15 protein-coding genes and 1 other RNA gene are annotated in these 19,692 nt (G+C 37.9%); 12 read left to right on the top strand and 4 right to left on the bottom strand.

Translation table 11 applies throughout. The features are described from left to right. Nucleotides 1-619: 619 nt before the first annotated feature. Complete coding sequence (locus tag OPF91_RS00565) at nucleotides 620-928, bottom strand: monooxygenase (RefSeq protein ID WP_264986721.1); 309 nt, start codon at nucleotides 926-928, stop codon at nucleotides 620-622. Between the two features lie 17 nt (nucleotides 929-945). Then, on the bottom strand, nucleotides 946-1,875 hold the full coding sequence (locus OPF91_RS00560) for a DsbA family protein (RefSeq protein ID WP_264986720.1): 930 nt from the start codon (nucleotides 1,873-1,875) through the stop codon (nucleotides 946-948). 147 nt (nucleotides 1,876-2,022) lie between these two features. On the opposite strand from OPF91_RS00560, the gene OPF91_RS00555 reads away from it, so the two are divergent. Then, on the top strand, nucleotides 2,023-2,598 hold the full coding sequence (locus tag OPF91_RS00555) for a TetR/AcrR family transcriptional regulator (RefSeq protein WP_264986719.1): 576 nt from the start codon (nucleotides 2,023-2,025) through the stop codon (nucleotides 2,596-2,598). Between the two features lie 126 nt (nucleotides 2,599-2,724). Here OPF91_RS00555 and OPF91_RS00550 read toward each other — a convergent pair whose 3' ends face one another. Together OPF91_RS00550 and OPF91_RS00545 are read right to left on the bottom strand one after the other, a co-directional pair. Next, nucleotides 2,725-4,704, bottom strand: coding sequence for a cation:proton antiporter (locus OPF91_RS00550; RefSeq protein WP_264986718.1), 1,980 nt, complete (start codon nucleotides 4,702-4,704; stop codon nucleotides 2,725-2,727). Nucleotides 4,705-4,934: 230 nt separating this feature from the next. Beyond that, nucleotides 4,935-5,687 (bottom strand): SDR family NAD(P)-dependent oxidoreductase, encoded by a 753-nt coding sequence (locus OPF91_RS00545; protein WP_264986716.1) that lies wholly within the window; start codon nucleotides 5,685-5,687, stop codon nucleotides 4,935-4,937. Between the two features lie 206 nt (nucleotides 5,688-5,893). Here OPF91_RS00545 and OPF91_RS00540 point away from each other — a divergent pair, with 206 nt between their 5' ends. The 11 genes from OPF91_RS00540 (at nucleotide 5,894) to eutH (ending at nucleotide 19,637) form a co-directional block, all read left to right on the top strand. Next, a complete protein-coding gene (locus tag OPF91_RS00540; RefSeq protein ID WP_264986715.1) occupies nucleotides 5,894-6,502 on the top strand; it encodes a TetR/AcrR family transcriptional regulator in 609 nt (202 codons plus the stop codon). A 380-nt stretch (nucleotides 6,503-6,882) separates the two neighbouring features. Then, nucleotides 6,883-8,316, top strand: a complete 1,434-nt coding sequence (locus OPF91_RS00535; protein WP_264986714.1) for a copper amine oxidase N-terminal domain-containing protein — start codon at nucleotides 6,883-6,885, stop codon at nucleotides 8,314-8,316. Between the two features lie 217 nt (nucleotides 8,317-8,533). Then, nucleotides 8,534-9,796, top strand: a complete 1,263-nt coding sequence (locus OPF91_RS00530) for a ribonuclease H-like domain-containing protein (protein WP_264986713.1) — start codon at nucleotides 8,534-8,536, stop codon at nucleotides 9,794-9,796. Between the two features lie 143 nt (nucleotides 9,797-9,939). After that, nucleotides 9,940-10,239: a cell division regulator GpsB gene (gene gpsB, locus OPF91_RS00525; RefSeq protein WP_264986712.1), complete on the top strand. Its 300-nt coding sequence runs from the start codon at nucleotides 9,940-9,942 to the stop codon at nucleotides 10,237-10,239. A gap of 60 nt (nucleotides 10,240-10,299) precedes the next feature. Next, an RNA gene (rnpB, locus tag OPF91_RS00520) (RNase P RNA component class B) lies at nucleotides 10,300-10,682 on the top strand. Between the two features lie 252 nt (nucleotides 10,683-10,934). After that, on the top strand, nucleotides 10,935-12,680 hold the full coding sequence (locus OPF91_RS00515; protein WP_264986711.1) for a GGDEF domain-containing phosphodiesterase: 1,746 nt from the start codon (nucleotides 10,935-10,937) through the stop codon (nucleotides 12,678-12,680). Between the two features lie 3 nt (nucleotides 12,681-12,683). Further along, a complete protein-coding gene (locus OPF91_RS00510; protein WP_264986710.1) occupies nucleotides 12,684-13,820 on the top strand; it encodes a THUMP domain-containing class I SAM-dependent RNA methyltransferase in 1,137 nt (378 codons plus the stop codon). 155 nt (nucleotides 13,821-13,975) lie between these two features. Next, complete coding sequence (locus OPF91_RS00505; protein WP_264986709.1) at nucleotides 13,976-15,883, top strand: ATP-dependent DNA helicase; 1,908 nt, start codon at nucleotides 13,976-13,978, stop codon at nucleotides 15,881-15,883. A gap of 447 nt (nucleotides 15,884-16,330) precedes the next feature. Next, a complete protein-coding gene (locus OPF91_RS00500; RefSeq protein ID WP_264987842.1) occupies nucleotides 16,331-17,758 on the top strand; it encodes a histidine kinase N-terminal domain-containing protein in 1,428 nt (475 codons plus the stop codon). Next, nucleotides 17,751-18,329 carry an ANTAR domain-containing response regulator gene (locus OPF91_RS00495; protein WP_264986708.1) on the top strand — a complete coding sequence of 193 codons (579 nt, stop codon included), beginning with the start codon at nucleotides 17,751-17,753 and terminating at the stop codon, nucleotides 18,327-18,329. Before OPF91_RS00500 ends, OPF91_RS00495 begins: the two co-directional genes overlap by 8 nt. Nucleotides 18,330-18,407: 78 nt before the next feature. Then, on the top strand, nucleotides 18,408-19,637 hold the full coding sequence (gene eutH / locus OPF91_RS00490) for an ethanolamine utilization protein EutH (protein ID WP_264986707.1): 1,230 nt from the start codon (nucleotides 18,408-18,410) through the stop codon (nucleotides 19,635-19,637). Nucleotides 19,638-19,692: the final 55 nt, after the last annotated feature.

The raw sequence follows: 19,692 nt of genomic DNA, 5'->3' as shown, positions 1-19,692 counted from the left end.
AAGCGGGTGAGAGATTCCTCACCCGCTGCATAGTGTTGAAAAACAAAATGGTCCATGACATTTTTGTGAAAAGGGAGAAAGGATTCGTAGATAAATGATTGAAAGATGCCTTTTTGCTATGGACTGCCTCTTTTTCAAGCAACAGAAAGTGTGATTTTTGTAGCTATTATGTTACTAGTGACAATAAAAGTAGTAACTATTCATGCTTTTATGATTGTCATAAAGAATGGTTTCTTCACCATTCAAATAGGAGGAACCTTCTCTATTCTTCTTTCAACGTAGCAGTAAGAAGAAGTGACGTCACTCACTATTGCCAACTATAGAACGCTTTTGCAGAATGGTTGATTGGAGTGGAGCCAGCGTGACTCCTAGGGGATGCGCGTCACAGATGAGACCCTGAGGCTAACACGATGTTAGTCATAAAGGCGTTGTCACAGGACGTGACGCTCTTAGCCTTTGTTCCTTCCTTATGAGTGAAGCGGCTCATCGGACGCCCCCTGGAAAGCACGCTGGCGGAACGGAAATCAACACTCGCTTTGCTCAACGTACTTTTTCTGCTATTGTCAGCATCTTTTTGCAACAACATGAAGCGGGTGAGAGGATGCCTCACCCGCTGTTATTATTTACTGAGGGGCCCGTTCGTGATTTCGGTCAATTTCGTATTAATGGCAAAGATTTTAGCATTGATGTCTGTAATACCAAAACCAGCTAATCTTTTCGTGTGCATCGTTAAATAGTTTTGTGCTGTTTCCTTTGTTTCAAACAGGTAGATGCCACCAGCTTCACTTGTTTCGGGGCTTTCTGTCCAAATTTTATAAATAAAGCCTTCTTCCTCATTGATGCTTTTAGCTAGCTCCGTAAATGCCTCAGCCATTTCATCTCCGAATGGACCATTCATTTGAAAATCTACTTGTAGTATATATGCCATTGTAAGTGCTCCTCTGCTTATTTAGTCGTTGTAAAATAAAATTCTCCTAAAATTTCCTGTGTTTGATACTGTTCGGGTGCTAGCTCCTTGGCAATGAAAGAGGCAACATCTGATTGCTCGATAGCATACATGACTTCGATTTCTTTAGAAAATAATAATTTTTCTTTTTCGAGCAGGCTAGAAAGAGATGGTAACGGTTTTGGCTGTAGCTCTTCTACGTTTAACACTTTTTTCAATCCTTCAACATAGTATTCAAACGGGCGACCACCAACAATTTTCACACCTTTATTTTCCTCATTAATCATGAGAACAGTAGGGAAACCTCTAGCACCTAAGTTTGCAGCTAGAGCAAAATCTTCATTTAATAATTGTTGTCCACTCGGCTGTTCAGCTTCATTGACAATGGCTTGCCCATCAAGACCAAGGCTATTGACAATATCAATCAGCACAGAGGTATCTGAAATATTTCGATTAAAGACGAAAAGTGCTTCTCGTGCACGACGCAAAAAATCAGTGGCAAGAGCATCATGCTGATTTTTTTGGATGACCTTAAATACACGAGAAGGTGAGTAAGAGGATTGCACAGGATTATCAATCATTAAACGACCATCAATCGGCATTCTTGAATGTTCACCAACTTCTCTCCAATGACCTGCAACATCGGCTGGTTTATAAATGCCGTTTGCAGGGTCGATAGGTCCATCATGCCATTTTTCTAGTAAGCCACCCATCACGGTATGGAAGTTAAAGTAATCACCGTACTGCGCTAGAAAACGACGGAAAACAGGTTCAATTGCCCAACAGTGAGAGCAAATAGGGTCTGTTACATAATAAAGGTGAATCAATTTTTCGGGTTGATTAAAATCGATGACCTCCATTTCTTCATTGTCAGCTACTCCACATACGCCTGTTTCTAAATCACACATCATATTCGTAGGATTTTTCATTGTACTTTCCTCATTTCTATAGAAGAATCGTTTGCTTTCTAAATAAATTGTAAGCCATAATAAATACAAGCAACACCAATAGTTCTATCGATTTGTCGGATATACAACAGATTGAAGAAATTGTTGAAAAAGTAGGAGGGGTAATACATGACGCAATCAAAAACAGATCCCCGAGTGTTACGGACACGCAAATTAATTATGGATTCCTTTATTGAGCTGTCAGGAGAAAAGGAATTTAAAGATATTACTGTTAAGGATATTACATCGGAGGCGATGATTAATCGTGCCACATTCTATTATCATTTTGAGGATATTTATGATTTATTAGATAAGGTATTATCAGAGGTATTATTAGTGAATTTAAATTGTGATGTCTATGAAAATAATGAACTAAACGAAGCAATGTTGGTTGCCATTTTCCAAGCAATCACCAATTTTCAAAAGTCATTATCGAATCGTTGTCACCGAGGATATGAAGATACAATTGCCCGTATTATTCGGGAGCAGCTTGAAATTATTTTTTATAAAAGGTTGTTAAAGCAATGTCCAACTGAAAATGAGCAAGCGCTAAAGGTTACGGCAGTCATGTTAAGCTGGGGGATTTACGGCGTTTCTGTAGAGTGGAGTAAAAATAATCAGCAAGTACCACCAGAGGAATTTATCAAATCGGCTATTCCTTATATTATTGCAGGAATCAATATTGGATTTGCTAAGGGTGAGTAATGACAGGGAATCAAAAGAAGGCTCCTATCGATAAAGACAGGGAGCCTTCTGCTAACTCATATAACGATTCTGAAATTCCTGTTGGTTCAATAAGGATGTGGCATTGTAGCAAGAGGATTGAGATGTTTACTCTTCCTCCTCCAGCAAAATGACACTTTCTAAATGATTGACAAAGCGGCGTAATTCTTTGGCTGCCCCTTGTGTGATATCCCCAGCCTGATACCATTCGTTAATAAGACTGCGCTGTGCTTCAACAGCAATGAAAGCCAAGTGTTCTTTTTGCTCCTCCTGCTGTGTGCTATCTAATTTTGAGGCAATATGTGGTGACTGGCAATAATATAATTCCATTTTATTAGCAATATCCATAGGTAAATCATTTGTTTGTCGCACATATTGAATAATAGAAGAGACCACATAATTTTCAATGTCGTGCTTCATCGTATTTATTTGCTTGATGGTTTCAGCAGGTAAGCGGCTCATTTTTCGACCACGTAAAAAATAACGGAAACGACGCTTTAATAATGTAGCGGACCGATTATTCAACATATCTTTCCGATCTTTTAATAAATACTCGATTTCCTGTTGAATAGCCTCATCTATCGTATGCTCTGCTAAATATTGCTTTGTATAGAAAATTTCGAGTTCGATGCCTAATTTTCTTGCTTCCATAATTTGCTGTCTTTGTGCTTGTAGTATTTTTTCCGATTGCTTGCGGTTTACAGTGAACATCATACGCTTATACTGATTAATTAATCCAAAGGCAATCTTCGTATTGTCCTCTACCATTTCTCGTTGAATACTGTGAATGGCTTGCTGAATCATTTGTTGCTTTTCTGTTGTTAAGTCCACATGTTGTGTCGATGCCTGTGTACTTAGTAAAGGTAAAAATAGAGTAGCGACAAGTAATGTAAATAAGATGACACCTGCTGCTAAGAAAATTAAGAGCTGGCGATTTGGAAATAAGTCGCCTTGATCTGTGATGAACGGTAAAGATAAAATCCCGACCATTGTAATCGTACCACGTACACCAACAAGTGTAGAGACAATGTGGTCTTTCAGTGTCACAATATCATTATTTTTAAAGAATTTTTTGTCCAATAGATGGAAAAAGGCAATCCATGCAAAGCGGATAGCTAAAATAGATAAACCAATCACAAGTACATAAAATAATAGGGTGCTATTGTGAATGTCCTTGCTTGCTAAAATGGCTCTTGTCGCAGATGGTAGCATTAGTCCGAGCAGTAAGAAAATCACACCGTTTAAGATGAAGGTTAACATCGACCAAACATGACCTGTGACCACTTGCTCCTGTGCAATAACACTTTCGGTTTTTTCTTTAATAATGGCTGCGATAATTCCGCCCACTACGACCGCAATAACGCCTGATGCATGGAAAACCTCTTCAGCTAATAAAAATAAAATAAAAGGTGTTAAAATTTGTAATAGTACATAAAATGTGAGGTCAGTAATGCCGATGCGATGAAAATACATACGGATAAAGAAGAGAGTAAGTGCACCAATTAGCCCTACAAGGATGCCAATGAAAAACATATAGACAAAATCAATTGTTGCTGCTTTCAGTGAAAAATAGCCTGTCACAATGGCTGCCACGGCATATTTAAAGGCGATTAACCCTGAGGCATCATTAATTAATGATTCACCACGCACCAAATTCATGATACGCTCAGGAATATGTACACGTTTGGCAATACCATTAACGGCTACTGGATCAGTAGGTGATAAAATAGCCATTAAGGCAAACGCGCCAGCCAATGGAATCGTAGGGATAAGCCAATGAACAAAAAATCCACCTATAATGGTTGTTAATAATACTAGGACAATGGCATTTCCGAGTATCGGTAGCTGCATTTTCCATAGTTGTTCACGTGGAAAATGCGCACCATCGTAATACAGTAATGGAGCGATAAATAGCAGTAAAAACCACTCTGACTCAATATCCACGGTAAAATCATGTGCGATTAATGCCACAATAATACCAGTCGCAATTTGAATAAGAGCAATGGGGATAAATGAGATATAATGTGCCAACACATTTGTTAGTAATAATAAGACAAGTAAAATGAGTACAGCAATTAATATTTCCATGGACATACTCCTTTCTGTAAGAAAATAATAGCAAGAACATAACTCTTGTAGCAACGAAAATTCCTTAATGGCTCGATAGGATGAGTGGTTTTTCCCTCATCTATATGGTTGCGGCGAATAGAGAGTATGCGCTATGCAACTTGTGAAAATAGTTTACTTTCACTGAAGTCTTACAGCGAGATAAAAAACAGCCATCTAAGGCATACTTAGATAGCTGTTGTCTATTTGTATTAAATTGCTGTCCAACCACCGTCAATGACTAGCTCTGCACCTGTCATAAAGCGAGATTCATCAGAAGCTAGGAAGACAACGCCGTAAGCTACATCCTCTGGTTCACCGAAGTATGGTAGCTGTGTGTATGCTCGGTAGTAAGGCAGTGCAGCATCTTCGCTCATTGTCGGTGCTGTCATCGGTGTCACGATAATGCCTGGGTGAACCGAATTTACACGAATTTTATCCTTGCCATACTCAATAGCGGCAGATTTAGATAGTACACGAAGTGCTCCTTTTGCTGCTGTATACGGACTTGTACCAGCCATTCCAACAATGCCACCGATAGAAGAAATATTGATAATAGAGCCGCCACCAGCCTTTTGCATTTCAGGAATCACATATTTCATCCCGATAACGCAACCATTAAGGTTAATATCCATCACTTTATTCCATTCAGCCATTTCCATATTGGCAATCGTCTTTGGTGATGAAACCCCTGCATTATTCACAAGAATATCTACTTTGCCGTATGCTTTTACAGCCTCTGCAATGACGGCCTTCCATTCATCCTCAGATGTCACATCGTGCTGAATACCAATGATATCGCCGCCGTTTTCTTTAATGTCATTCACTAAGTTAGTCAATGGCTCGATTTGTACATCAGTTGCAATCACTTTTGCTCCTTCTTGTGCAAATAATTTTGCCTCAGAAGCGCCCATACCCATTGCTGCGCCTGTAATAATAGCTACTTTTCCATTTAAACGACCCATGTTAAAACTTCCCTTCTACTATTATTAATTGAATAATTTGCGAATATCTTAACGACTAGTTGTATTATCAACACAGTGTCGTTAAAATTATTATAACCTTTCGTGTAAAAAGCGCAATCAACAGCTATAGCGATTATGCCGTTTTGACAACATTTCTACTATAGTATGTTGCTTAAATCATCCTATTTAATACAAGGAGTTTGAAAATGTCGAAAAAAATAGACCCTCGTGTGAAACGAACACGGCAATTATTGAGAGATGCACTGGTGGAATTAATCAACGAATATGGCTATGAAAAGATTACTGTACAGGATATTACACAACGGGCAACCTTGAATCGTGCTACATTTTATTTGCATTATCGTGATAAGCTTGACCTACTCTATCAAAGCTCAGAAGAAATTTTACAAGAGCTAGTGGCGAGCATTCGTCCAACAGCAGAAGAGCAAACAAATGTAGCATTATTACAAAATGGCGAGCAGCCACATGAGACATTTGTGCAGTTATTTGAGAAAATAGCGGTTAATAGCACGTTCTACAAGGTCTACCTTACAGAAAAAAATTTGCCTTATTTTTCAGAAGGATTGAAAAAGATTATTATGGATTTTGTATCAAGTGGTATTTATTTGATGGCGCCTGATGATCAGAAGCTGACAGTGCCACGTGATATGGCGATACGTTTTTATGCAGCAGCCTTTCTTGAGGTCGTTGTTTGGTGGTTGGAAAATGATATGCCCTATACGCCTAAATTTATGGCAACCCAGCTCATGCGTATTACAATGAACGGACCTTATATGGCAAATCCATTTCTTTAATGAATGGTTTAGAAGTGAGTGTTGTATGGATATACCAAAGAGGAACTACTAAGAGTAAATTGGAAACCTGCAGACAGTGGGTTTCTTTTTATCTTGATTCAGCAAATGCTTTTTGTATCGAAAGCGAAGCGACAGCAAATCTTTTTCTACGCGAAAGTGAAACGTCAGTGTTAACAAGCCGTTGTCACAGGATGTAATGCTTTTAGGCTAACTTCCTTTATACAAGTGAACTTGGAAAAATCCAGACGCAATTAAATGAAAAAATCTATTCTAATGGAACAATTTTAGAGCATAATGAAATTTTTTTATTTTTCATGTAACCTTTTGAAAGCTCGCTCGACTACTTCTATGAAACGAGCATAAAGGAGCGTATTTATTTTATGAAAAAAGCAATTACAATGACATTAACAGCAACATTAGCAATGAGTGCATTCACTGCACCATTAGCATTTGCACAGGACAAAGAAAAACCTGCTGCAAAGGAAGAAGTGACAGAGGAAGTGGCGACAAACTTTATTCAATTAACAGGGAAATTAGGGAAGATTGAAAAATTGGCGAGTGGTGCTCAAATGACAACCATTCAACAAGGCGAAAATGTTTTCTCATTAACAATTGATGAACAGACAATTGTATTAGATAGCAAAGGCAATAAAGCAGAATTAAAAGAAGGAGCAGCATTTACAGCCTATGTCAACAAAAACAAGCCAATGCTTGCGATTTATCCACCGCGCTATACACCTGAAGTAATTATTGTAGAAGCAGCAGATTTCGGTATAGCGGAAATTGGCACATTCGATAAAAATTATGTAAACAAACAAAATACGTTAAAACTTAATCTAGCAAAAGAAACAGCTATTACGGATTTACAAGGCAATAAGCTAAAAGCAGAGGATATGATTGGTAAAGAATCACTTGTTTTCTACGGTCCAGCAACATTTAGTATTCCAGCACAAACAAGTCCTTATAAAGTGCTTGTGTTAGAGGAAGAAGCAGCACCACAGCCAGAGGAAGTAGTAGCGCCATTCCTTGAATTAACAGGAAAAGTAAGTGATGTGGTAACACGTGAAAATGGCTCACAATTAGCTGTGATTGAAGATAAAGATAATCCATTTGCTGTAGCCATCGATAAAACAACAGTTGTGCTAGATAACACAGGGAAAAAAGTAGAGCTGAAAAAGGGTGCAGAAATTACAATCTATGTGGATGGCAATAAACCAGCTATTTTAATTTATCCACCACAATATTCACCTGAAGTCGTTATCGTGCATACAGAGGCAGCGGGTACAGTAGAGGCAGGTACATTTAATCAAGATTTCGTGAATACGGAAAATACTTTGAAATTAACGATTGCAGAAAATACGAAAATCACCAATGTTGCGGGTGATAAATTAACAAAAGAAGATATTGTAGGGAATGAAGCACTTGTCTTTTATACAGTGGCAACAGCGAGCATTCCCGCACAAACAACACCGTCACAAGTAATTGTTTTAGCACAAAAAACAGTGGGTGTTGAGCCTGTTGTGCAAATTTTAGATGTGTTACCAGCAATCATTGCACATGACCATCATGATGTAAATGGTGTAACAATGGTGCCATTACGCATTTTAGCAGAGGAGCTAGGCTTTACAGTGTCATCAACAGGTAATGGTGCTACCTTAACGAAGGGCGACCAATCTTATACACTAACAAGAGGGCAAAAAGAATATACGCATAATGGTGTTGTAAAATCTTTTGAAGAAGCACCAGCTTTATTGGAGAAAAATAAAACGTATGTAACACAAGATTTCATCTATAGTTTACGTGCAGGGGAATAACCAATACAAATCTTACACTACCAACCGTAAGATCCATAATCATATCTTGGCTACCAACCGATATGAACCGAGAAGAGGCTGCTAACGTCATTGTTAGCATGCCTTTTCTCTTTGTCTGTCTTTAATGAGATAGAAACACAAGTATTGATAGTGACAAACCTAACATGGTAGAGTAGAGGAATATTCACCAACACGATGAAGAAAATGAGTGAGCATGATGTCCTACGAAAATAAAATTTTACAAATGAAAAAAATGCTTGGTAAAAAAGCAACCCCTGCTAAAGAAGAAAAACCTGCTTTTCGTAAGCCTGCCCAACCAAGCTATACAGAGCAATGGGTACAAGCGGGGTTGACTGTAATTGAAAATGACTTTGGTATCGTTTTTCAAAGACAAGTACACTATCCATTTACATATCAACATGGTCATTACCAGCTACAGTCTTTTTTAGAAGCAGTGAAGAAATGGATAATGTCATCAAGCGAACATCCGTACGCATTGATGTCAGATGAAAATGTGTTATTTTTTGATACGGAAACAACAGGCTTAAAGGGTGTGGGGACACAAATATTTTTACTTGGTTTTTTGGAGCAAGTAGAGGATGGGTTTTTACTTACACAACATGTGTTAGCAGATCCAGCCCATGAAGCGGCGTTATTATTTGAATCAAAGCTATGGCAAAAATCAGCAACAATCATTACTTATAATGGCAAAAGCTTTGACTGGCCACAGTTAGAAACACGTTGGACACTTCAACAAAATCATATTCCAAAATTAAAAGCGCAACGACATATTGATTTACTGCATAGTTCTAAGCGTTTATGGAAAAATGATATGGAGCGCTTAAAATTAAAATCAGTGGAAGAGGAAAAGCTTGGTTTTTTGCGTAAGGGAGATATTCCAGGTCATTTAGCGCCTGTTATTTATTTAGATGCAGTGAAAAGTGGCGTGCCAGATGCCTTAATCAAAGTACTATGGCATAATGAGTGGGATTTACTATCATTGATTACACTATATAGCCATTCAACGAATTTACTATTTGAGGATGTACAGGATGAATCAGCGAAAACCTACACGAATATTGGGAAATGGTATGGTGATTTAAAAGAAAGTGTCCAAAGTGTTCACGTATTGGAAAAAGTCACAGCACAATTTGATGCGTTAGAGGCTGGACAGGCACAGTATTATTTAGCGATTCAACATAAAAAAGCGAGACGCTTTGACGAGGCATTGGATGCTTTTATAGCGTCCCTACATTTTATCGATGTGAGAAAGCAATTACATGCATTGGAGCAAATCGCCATTATGTATGAGCATCAATGGAAAGATTATGAACAAGCACGTACGTATACAACAAAGGGTATTCAACTATTGAACGACTATAAGGAATGGCAGCCAGTGCAAAAAGAAAAGTGGGAAATGACTTGGCTGAAACGCTTAAATCGCTTAGAAAATAAAGGCTTGCACACAGCAAAATCCTAACGAGGTGCAATAAAGCGTAAAAATAATTTCCCAGGCAAGCGCATAAAACGACAAATTTAGGCTAACAATTGTCGTTTCTAGACGATATAATGTGGAGAAGTATGCTATAATCTGTTCATGCAGTATGAGGAAGGACGATGTAAATGGACATTAAGTTAACATCAAAAATGATCCTTGAAAAGGAATTTAAGAAAAATTTTAAAGGCTATAATGTAGAAGAAGTGGACTCTTTTTTAGATGAAATTATTCAAGATTATGAAACGTTTGAAAAAGTAGTTGCCCAGCTTCGAGAAGAAAATAGACAATTACGTGAAGATATGGATAACTTGCCAAAGAGACAGCCTGTTGCATCAGCGGCTGCGGCAGGTACAACGAATTTTGATATTTTAAAACGTCTTTCAAATTTAGAAAAGCATGTATTTGGTAGTAAGTTATACGAATAATTTTGAACAAAAGCATTGTGTTTATACGTGAATACTAGTATAATGTCTCGTATCATCAAAAAATTCGAGTAATCGCTGCAATACTAGATATTGTAGAGGAAAGTCCATGCTCACACGGTTCTGCGATGAACGTAGTGTTCGTGCTTACTGAAAAAATAAGGTAAGGCAGTTGATAAGGCTGACGGCGAAAGGAAGACCTAAGTCTATTTGGATATGGTTGACACTTTCTGAAAGTGCCACAGTGACGAAGCTTATATGGAAACATGTAAGGTGGAACGAGGTAAACCCCACGAGTGAGAAACCCAAATTATGGTAGGGGCACTCTCTAGAAGGAATTGAACGGATAGAGGGACAGAGTTTGGCTCTGTAGATAGATGATTACTGCCCGATCGTACGAGGTGCAAACCGTTTGAGTACTCGGGAACAAAACATGGCTTATGGGATTTTTTGATGCCTATGTAGGAAATACTAAGCGCTCTCCAATTCGGTGGAGGGCTTTTCTTTTGAACTCATGAAGTATCTTGACTCATGAGATAGACACATGTACACAAAATGATACTTAGTGAAGAAAAGTAAGAATGAATACTCTATTTGATGAAAACCTCTCATGACATGACAACGATAAAGAGGAGCGTTTACAAATAGGTGAATAGGCAAAGCAGCTATTTGTGAATGAAGCTAGAATGGAGCAAACGATGAATAGACTAGACAATGGAAAAAACAAAACAATCGTAGAGGCTATTGCTAAATCACCTGTTACATTAATTACAAAGGTTTTTGAAAATGTAACAGAGGGTATTATGATTACAGATAAAGATAAAAAAATCACAATGGTGAATCCAGCCTTTGAATTTGTCACAGGCTATGGCTATGATGAGGTTGTTGGAAAGACGCCAGCTGTTCTGCAATCAGGTATTCATGAACTGCCCTTTTATTTAACAATGTGGCAAATGATTGAACAAAATGGTATGTGGCAGGGCGAAATATGGAACCGCCGTAAAACGGGTGAGCTTTATCCTGAATGGCTTACGATTGTTAGTGTTGCTAATGAACAAGGAGAAATTACAAATTATTGCGGTATTTTCAATGATTTATCCGAACAAAAACATGTGGAACATGAACTAGAGAAACGTTTATTGATGGATTCATTAACGAATGTGTCTAATCAATTTTCGTATATTGAACGGATGAATAATTTGTTAATGGCGTCTTCTACCATGTCTCACTCTGTTCAACATGCCGTTTATTTTTTAGATTTAGACCGCTTTAAACAAATTAACGATACATTAGGACATGTACTTGGAGATCGTATATTAGTAGAAGTGGCAAAACGTCTGAAATCATTGGTGAAAAATAAAGATATCCTTGCTCGTTATAGTGGAGATGAATTTATCATAACGCTTGCGAATGTGAAAAATGTGAAAGCAGCCGCAGCATTTGCAGAAAAAGTGATTCAAATCATTGAGCAGCCGATTTATGTGGATGGTCAAGAAATTTTTATTTCAACAAGTATCGGTGTGAGCATGTACCCAACAGATGGTCAAACGACAGATGAACTCATTCTTTGTGCGGACAAGGCAGTTACGTATTCTAAAAAAAATGGTCCACATGGCTATTCTTTTTATTTTGATGAACTTCAAACAGATACGCAGCGTGTTTTATTGTTGGATACAGAGCTACGAAAGGCGATTGAAAAACGTGAGATTGAGCTCTATTTTCAGCCAAAGATAGCGTTGAAAGAGGAGCAAATTCAAGGCTTTGAAGCACTGGTACGTTGGCAGAATGACAAATTAGGCTATGTGTCTCCAAATGAATTTATCCCATATGCGGAGGATACAGGTTTAATTATTCCATTGAGTGAGCTTATTATTGAAAGAGCGTGCGAGGCCGTCATTGAGATGAAAAAGCATGGCTATGGATCACCTATTGCGATTAATATTTCAAGTATCCATTTCCAACAACAAAACTTTCTAGAATCCATTCAAACGATTTTAGAGCGTTATAATATGCCAGCGAGTCATTTTGAAATTGAAGTGACGGAGCGAACAGTGATGAATAGTTCGAATGAAACCGTTCGTAAGTTGGTAAAGCTGAAACAGATGGGCTTTAAAATTGCGATTGATGATTTTGGGACAGGCTATTCATCGTTAAGCTATTTAATACGTTTCCCACTGGATTGCTTAAAAATTGATCGCAGTTTTGTTCAACATATTTGCTTACTCGATGAAAAACAGGCAGTAGTGGATGCGATTATTCAAATGGCACGTCGTTTAAAGATGAAAGTGGTAGCAGAAGGTGTAGAGCAAGTACAGCAGGTGGAAATGTTACGTGAGATGAACTGTGATATTATCCAAGGTTTTTATTATAGTAAACCCTTACCGCTTCAGGAAGTGATTGAATTTATGGAGTATTGGGAAATGGAGCACCAAGGAAGGAAGTAGAATATGGCAAATTATCAATTAGTAGCAACGGCTGCAATGGGGTTAGAAGCGATTGTAGCGCAGGAAGTAAAGGAACTTGGCTATGAAACAACAGTCGATAACGGCAAAGTATATTTTGAAGGCGATGAAACAGCGATTGCAAAAGCAAATTTATGGTTGCGTGTAGCAGACCGTGTCAAAATTGTAGTAGGTCAATTTCCAGCCACATCATTTGAGCAATTGTTTGAAAGTGTCAAAGCACTACCATGGGAAAAATATTTACCAGTCGATGCTGCTTTTCCTGTTTCTGGGAAGTCGGTGAAATCAAAATTATTTAGTGTCCCTGACTGCCAAGCAATTACGAAAAAAGCCATTGTCGAGCGTATGAAGCAGCACTATAAACGTTTAGGCTTTTTAGATGAATCGGGTGCAACCTATAAAATTGAGGTATCCATTTTGAAAGATGTGGCTACATTAACAATTGATACATCTGGCGCAGGCTTACATAAACGTGGCTATCGTCAAGTGCAAGGGGAAGCGCCATTAAAAGAAACATTAGCAGCAGCACTTGTACAAATTTCTAAATGGAATCCAAATCGTCCTTTTGTAGATCCATTTTGTGGCTCAGGGACAATTGCATTAGAGGCTGCGATGTTCGGTCAAAATATTGCACCTGGTTATAATCGTGAGTTTATTTCTGAAAGCTGGCCGTGGATGAAAGCAGCTATTTGGGATGCGGTCAGAGATGAGGCAGATAGCTTAGCGAACTACGATCAACCATTAGAAATTATTGGCTCTGATATTGATCACCGTATGGTCAGCATTGCACAGGAAAACGCACTAGAAGCAGGCTTTGGTGATATTATTACATTCAAGCAAATGCAGGCACGTGATTTTACAACGCAACTGACAGATGGTGTGATGATTGGAAATCCACCGTATGGTGAGCGTATAGGAGACGTTGAGGTTGTAGAGCAAGTTATTCGTGATTTAGGAAAAGTAATGAAAAACTATCCAACGTGGTCTGTTTATATGTTATCTTCGATGAAAAATTTTGAAGAATTATATGGGCGTCAAACGACGAAGAAGCGTAAATTGTTCAATGGCTTTATCGAAACAAATTATTATCAATTCTGGGGACAAAAATCTCCAAGAGACTAACGAGAGCAGTACAACGGGAGGTAAGGTTTTCTTATCTTCCGTTTTATCTTGATTTAGTGAATGTACTACATAAGCTCAAAAATTTCAGATACCTTTATGTTGAGGGCTAATGGGTTGCATATACTAGGAACAGATTGCTAGAGGGGGAACAGGCATTGCGTAAATCTTTACCATTTGCATTATCGAAAGATCGCTCGTTTTTTGAATCATTAGGTGATTGGATGGGCGATGTGTTATACGATGAATTACCAGAAAAGGGCTTTGAATGCCGTGATGAGCAAATTTTCATGGCCTATCAAATCGAGCAGGCTTTAAAGGAGAAAAATGTATTGTTTGCAGAGGCTGGCGTAGGAACAGGCAAAACGATTGCTTATTTATTGCCCGCTATTTCCTATGCCCGCTATACAGGGAAGCCTGCTTTGATTGCCTGCGCAGATGAAACACTAATCGACCAACTTGTAAAAGAAGGTGGCGATATTTATAAATTACAGCAAACACTTGGTTTGGACATTGACGTACGTTTAGCGAAATCACGTGACCAGTATTTATGTTTAAAGCGCTTTGAGGATGCTGAAAAAGTAGAGACAGATGAATGGATTGATGATATTGCTTTTTCAATTCCAGATGGTGTCTATGCACAAGGCTCGATGATTGCGATTCAGCCTTATGGTGAGCGCAGTAATTACGAATCGGTCAGTGATGAGGATTGGCAAAAAGTGAATTATAATGCCATTATGCAATGCTCTGTATGTGATCAACGCAATCGCTGTGGGCAAACATTGCACCGTGCACATTACCGCAAGTCGACAGATTTAATTATTTGTTCACAGGACTTTTTGATGGAGCATTTGGCAACGAAGGAGTCACGTGAACGAGAAGGGCAGTTAGCTTTATTGCCTGAAGTGTCAATGATGGTATTGGATGAAGGACATTTATTGGAGTACGCTGCACAAAAAGCGATGACGTATAAGGTACAGGCGACAACAATTGTGCAATTATTAGAACGTTTAATGGTAGATGGTGTGCGTGAGCGTACATTATATGCAATGGAGAAGCTACAGGATGACCATGAGCTCTTTTTTGACCAACTACGTGATGATTTAGTGGCCTCTGAGGAGGAGCGCAAGCGTATTAATAAATCAGCAACCTTGTTGAAATATGGACAGCAACTCATTGCAGATGTAGACGTTTTGTTAGAGGAATTTGTCTTTGAGTCGGAAATGTATATGATTCCTGAATATGAATTGAGTATGGCAGAGGAATATTTAGAACAGTATCAAGCATCCTTGCGCATTTTTGTAGCACAAGGAGATGCCGTAGATTGGCTAGAGGATACAGATGGTGAGGAGACACTTGTCATTATGCCTCGTCTTATTACGGATGTACTAGCAGAAAAATTATTTTCTAAAAAACTACCAATTGTTTTTTCCTCTGCCACACTATCTGTGAAGAAAGATTTCTCTTATATTGCCTATAGCTTAGGTATTCGAGATTATCAATCGTTTTCGGTGCCATCTCCATTTGATTATGAGGAAGTCATGCAAATTGGTTTGCATTCATTAACGCAGCGAGAAAAGACAGCACGTGTTCAGCAGCTATTGCGAGATGATCAAAAAACATTGATATTATTCAAATCGAAACAGGCAATGCTCGATTTTAAAAATGACTTGCCATTGATGGAGCGCATGTATGTGGCGTTTGAAGGCGATCGTGAGCTATCAGCCATCGTGCGTGATTTCCAAGAAGGTACGGTGAAAACGCTATGCTCTTATCATTTATGGGAAGGTTTAGATTTACCAGAGGAAGCATTAACCCGTGTCATTATTTATGATTTACCATTCCCACCACATGATCCATTATTTGATGCGAAGCGTACATTTGCGGAAAATCCATATGAGGAAGTGGAGCTACCATTTATGCAGTTACGCCTGCAACAAGGGATGGGACGTTTAATTCGCACATCCAATGACCATGGAGATATTCATATTTTATTGAATGAGGAAGAACAACAGCAACGTGATACATTTGAGCACATACTAGCGGTGACACCTGAAATACAATAGGATATAAAAATAGATAAAACCGAACTAGTTTCTTAATAGTTCGGTTTTTTGGATTAGTATGTACGCCTTTTACTAGCATGATTTTGTGCAAAACCTCTGCTAAAAGTAATATTTCGCCCGAAAAGCAAGCAAATTCGCCCGTAAAATAGCTGGTTTCGCCCAATTATTTATGAAGTGAGGTTGCACAACAAATTTTCACTACATGAAAGAAATGAATCCTATTATTTATATTGGAATAATAAATAGAGAAGTTGAAACCATTATATTTTTCAAATCAATGCCAAATATTGCTCTTTTAAACGATATAGTTGTTGGAATTGTGAAGAAATTTAGTGAAATAAATTGTTTTAAGTATTGAAAACATTTTTGTAAAAGGTTTATAATGATGACAAGGATTTTAAGAGTAATCAAATGAAGCTTTGCTTATTTGGATGATAGGGAGGGTTAATCCTGTCAAACATTCAATCATTATGTAGTACATATACGAATTTATCATCCACAGATATTGAAAAATTGTTGGAAATTGAAAAATCATTAATGTACTATGCTGAATTGACCGACTGTTATATGTTTATCGATTGTCTGATGGAAAATTTACCACATGCAATTGTTGTTGCAGAAGCATTTCCAGCAAAAGAAAATCGTGTATATGAGAAATCGGTGATTGGAAAATTTGTCTTTGAAAGTTTTGAGCCAGCTGTTTTTTTAGCGTTTAAAACGAAAGAAAAATCTTCTATTTCACGAGCAATTACACAAGAAGGGCTAACGGTTGAACAACACGTCATACCCATTTTGAATGACGAGCAGCGAGCAATTGCTGTGTTAATTCAAGAGAAGCCTGTGGAGCGAGCAACATCTATAAAAGAGGACTTGCAACAAATGCCTTTTGCTTTAATTGAGCATGTTGTAGAACCAAATTTGCAACCGATTCCGATTGTGTCAGACTTATTGGTAGAATCGATTATTCTTACAAATCAAGATAAAAAAGTGGTCTATAGCAATCCGGCAGGCTCTCGTTTTATTAAAGAACTTACAGGATTAGAGCGATTTGATCATATTGTATTAGATGAGGTATTACCTTTTTTAAAAGAGATTTATGATAAAGGCGACGATGTCTTTGTCTTAGAAATTACCACAGAACGTCAGTCCTTTATCGTGAAAAAAATTACCATTCGTGGACAGCATGATAAGATGACACTGTTGATTATTCAAGATTTAACAGAATTGAAGTTAAAAGACAATGAACTGATGATGAAAACATTTGCCATAAGGGAAATTCATCATCGTGTAAAAAATAATTTGCAGACGGTTACCAGTCTATTGCGTTTACAAATGCGCAATGATTTATCTGCTGCAAATGCTAGTGCCTTTCAGGAGGCATTAAATCGTATTTATAGCATTTCTTCTGTCTATGAGCTTATTTTAGAAAATGAGGACAATGCAGAGGAGAAGGTAGACGTCATTGCGTTGGCAAAGAAAATCGGTCATAAAATGATGGAAACCGCACATGCTGCAACCATTCAACTGATTGTACAACATGATGATATGCAGCTATTCTGTCATGCAAAGAAAGCTGTATCACTTGCACTGATTGTTTGTGAATTATTACAAAATGCTATCAAATATGCTTTTGTAGATCGTGAAGAAGGCTGTATTACGATTCAATTTGGTCACGATATGGATATGGTTGTGCTACATGTTGCTGACAATGGCGTTGGCATGCAGGATGCAACCGCATCATTCGGGATGGAGATTATTACACGGCTTGTTGAATATGATTTGACTGGCACATTTTCAATCATTCCTAGTGAACAAGGTACACATACTCAGATTCAATTTCCTATAAGCGAGGAGGTATTTATCCTAAATGACTAGGAAAGTTATGATTGTTGAAGATGAGTCACTGATTGCAATTGATTTAAAGCATATGCTAGAGGATAATGGATATGAAGTGGTAGCGCAGGCGAATAATGGGGAATCAGCAATTGAGCTAGCATTTATCCATCAACCACAGCTTATTTTAATGGATATTAAAATGCCGAAGTTAGATGGGTTGAAAGCGAGCAAAATTATTGAGCAACAGCTTGATATTCCTGTACTTTTTATTTCTGCCTACAGTGAAAAAGAATTACTACTATACATGAAGCAAGATAATGTGTTAGGATATGTCATGAAACCGTTTTCGGAAAAAAATGTCCTACCAGCGTTGGAAGTGGCATTTCACCAAATTGATAAATTTAACCGTTTAAACGGAGAAATACAGCATAAACAAAGCGAATTGGACAAGCGCAAAATCATTGAGCGGGCAAAGGGGCTCCTCATGAAGTCAGAGCATCTTAGCGAAGAAGAAGCGTATAAAAAAATTCGTAATGAAAGTATGCAAACACAGCAAGAAATGGTGCTAATTGCAAAACGTATTATCCATACATTACAAGTGAATAGTTGAAGCAAAGACGCTTTAAAGAGAATTTCTCTTTAGTGCGTCTTTTTTTATATAAATATTTTTAATAGGGGTGATGGCAATATGGAAATGATAGGTACAGTTATCGTTTACATTATTATGACGTGTGCCGTAATTGGTGCAATAGGGGCAATTCGTGACGCTGAGTATGGTGTCGGGAAAGAATTTATGAATGGTCTGCATACAGTTGGACATATTTTTGTACCAGCAGCAGGGATTATGGCAGCGATTCCATATTTAACATGGTTTATCGAGAAATTTATTAGCCCAATATTTGAAATGATAGGTGCAGATCCTGCAATTGCAGCGACAGCGATTTTAGCATCAGATATGGGTGGTTATCAATTAGCCAATGCGCTAAAAGAATCGTATGAGGGTTGGGTAATGGCTTTAGTTGTCGGCTTTATGTCTGGGGCGACAATCGTGTTCTCAATTCCAATGGGATTAGCGATGTTAGACAGACGCGACCATAAATATATGGCATTAGGGATTATGGCTGGTGTTTTAACAATTCCAATAGGTGCATTTATTTCTGCTATTATGATTACACTATTTAATACGCAAGTTCGTGAAGTTATTGATACAACATCAGCACCTACATATGCATTTGCGATTTCGGTTGTACAAATACTCATTAACTTATTACCGTTGTTTATTTTCGTTATTTTAATTGCCTTGGGACTAAAATTAGTTCCAAATGCGATGATTACAGGATTTATGTTATTCGGACGCATTATGGATGCAGGGATTAAATTAGTATTAGTATTCTCGATTGTTGAAATTTTCACAGGTCTTTTCACAAAGATTTTTGGCGCTTGGGGCTTTGATCCGATTATGGCGGATGAAATTGACCAATTCCGTGCACTAGAGACGGCTGGTTATATCGGTATTATGTTAGCAGGGGCATTCCCAATGGTGTATTTAATCCGTAAATATGCGTCGAAGCCTTTAGAAATGCTAGGTAGCAAACTAGGGTTATCACCAGTAGGTAGTGCGGGGTTACTAGCAACGATTGCTAATATTTTAGCGATGTTTACATTGATTCGTGATATGCCACCGAAAGATAAAGTTATCAATATTGCATTTGGCGTATGTTCAGCCTTCTTACTTGGTGACCATTTATCCTTCACAGCGAATTTCCAGCCAACGATTATTTTACCTGTTATTGCAGGGAAGTTCTTAGCGGGTGTTATTGCGATTATCTTCGCTTATAAATTATCAGTGCCAACAGCATTGAAATTAGAGGAAGAAGATCGTAAAGCTGGAATTATTAAAGAAGGCGAATATTTATAAATAGCAGTGAGGTTTTTAACTCAAATGAGCTTATTTGAGTTAAACCTTCTCTTAT

Source organism: Lysinibacillus piscis (assembly GCF_026012395.1).
Lineage (GTDB): Bacteria > Bacillota > Bacilli > Bacillales_A > Planococcaceae > Lysinibacillus > Lysinibacillus piscis.
The sequence above is the reverse complement of the archived record's forward strand: the minus strand, read 5'-3'. Positions and strand labels throughout refer to the sequence as shown.

Bases quoted from the DNA above. Each gene is read 5' to 3' on its own strand.
- OPF91_RS00565 (WP_264986721.1), bottom strand. From the start codon at position 928: ATGGCATATATACTACAAGTAGATTTTCAAATGAATGGTCCATTCGGA.
- OPF91_RS00560 (WP_264986720.1), bottom strand. From the start codon at position 1,875: ATGAAAAATCCTACGAATATGATGTGTGATTTAGAAACAGGCGTATGT.
- OPF91_RS00555 (WP_264986719.1), top strand. From the start codon at position 2,023: ATGACGCAATCAAAAACAGATCCCCGAGTGTTACGGACACGCAAATTA.
- OPF91_RS00550 (WP_264986718.1), bottom strand. From the start codon at position 4,704: ATGGAAATATTAATTGCTGTACTCATTTTACTTGTCTTATTATTACTA.
- OPF91_RS00545 (WP_264986716.1), bottom strand. From the start codon at position 5,687: ATGGGTCGTTTAAATGGAAAAGTAGCTATTATTACAGGCGCAGCAATG.
- OPF91_RS00540 (WP_264986715.1), top strand. From the start codon at position 5,894: ATGTCGAAAAAAATAGACCCTCGTGTGAAACGAACACGGCAATTATTG.
- OPF91_RS00535 (WP_264986714.1), top strand. From the start codon at position 6,883: ATGAAAAAAGCAATTACAATGACATTAACAGCAACATTAGCAATGAGT.
- OPF91_RS00530 (WP_264986713.1), top strand. From the start codon at position 8,534: ATGTCCTACGAAAATAAAATTTTACAAATGAAAAAAATGCTTGGTAAA.
- gpsB (WP_264986712.1), top strand. From the start codon at position 9,940: ATGGACATTAAGTTAACATCAAAAATGATCCTTGAAAAGGAATTTAAG.
- OPF91_RS00515 (WP_264986711.1), top strand. From the start codon at position 10,935: ATGAATAGACTAGACAATGGAAAAAACAAAACAATCGTAGAGGCTATT.
- OPF91_RS00510 (WP_264986710.1), top strand. From the start codon at position 12,684: ATGGCAAATTATCAATTAGTAGCAACGGCTGCAATGGGGTTAGAAGCG.
- OPF91_RS00495 (WP_264986708.1), top strand. From the start codon at position 17,751: ATGACTAGGAAAGTTATGATTGTTGAAGATGAGTCACTGATTGCAATT.
- eutH (WP_264986707.1), top strand. From the start codon at position 18,408: ATGGAAATGATAGGTACAGTTATCGTTTACATTATTATGACGTGTGCC.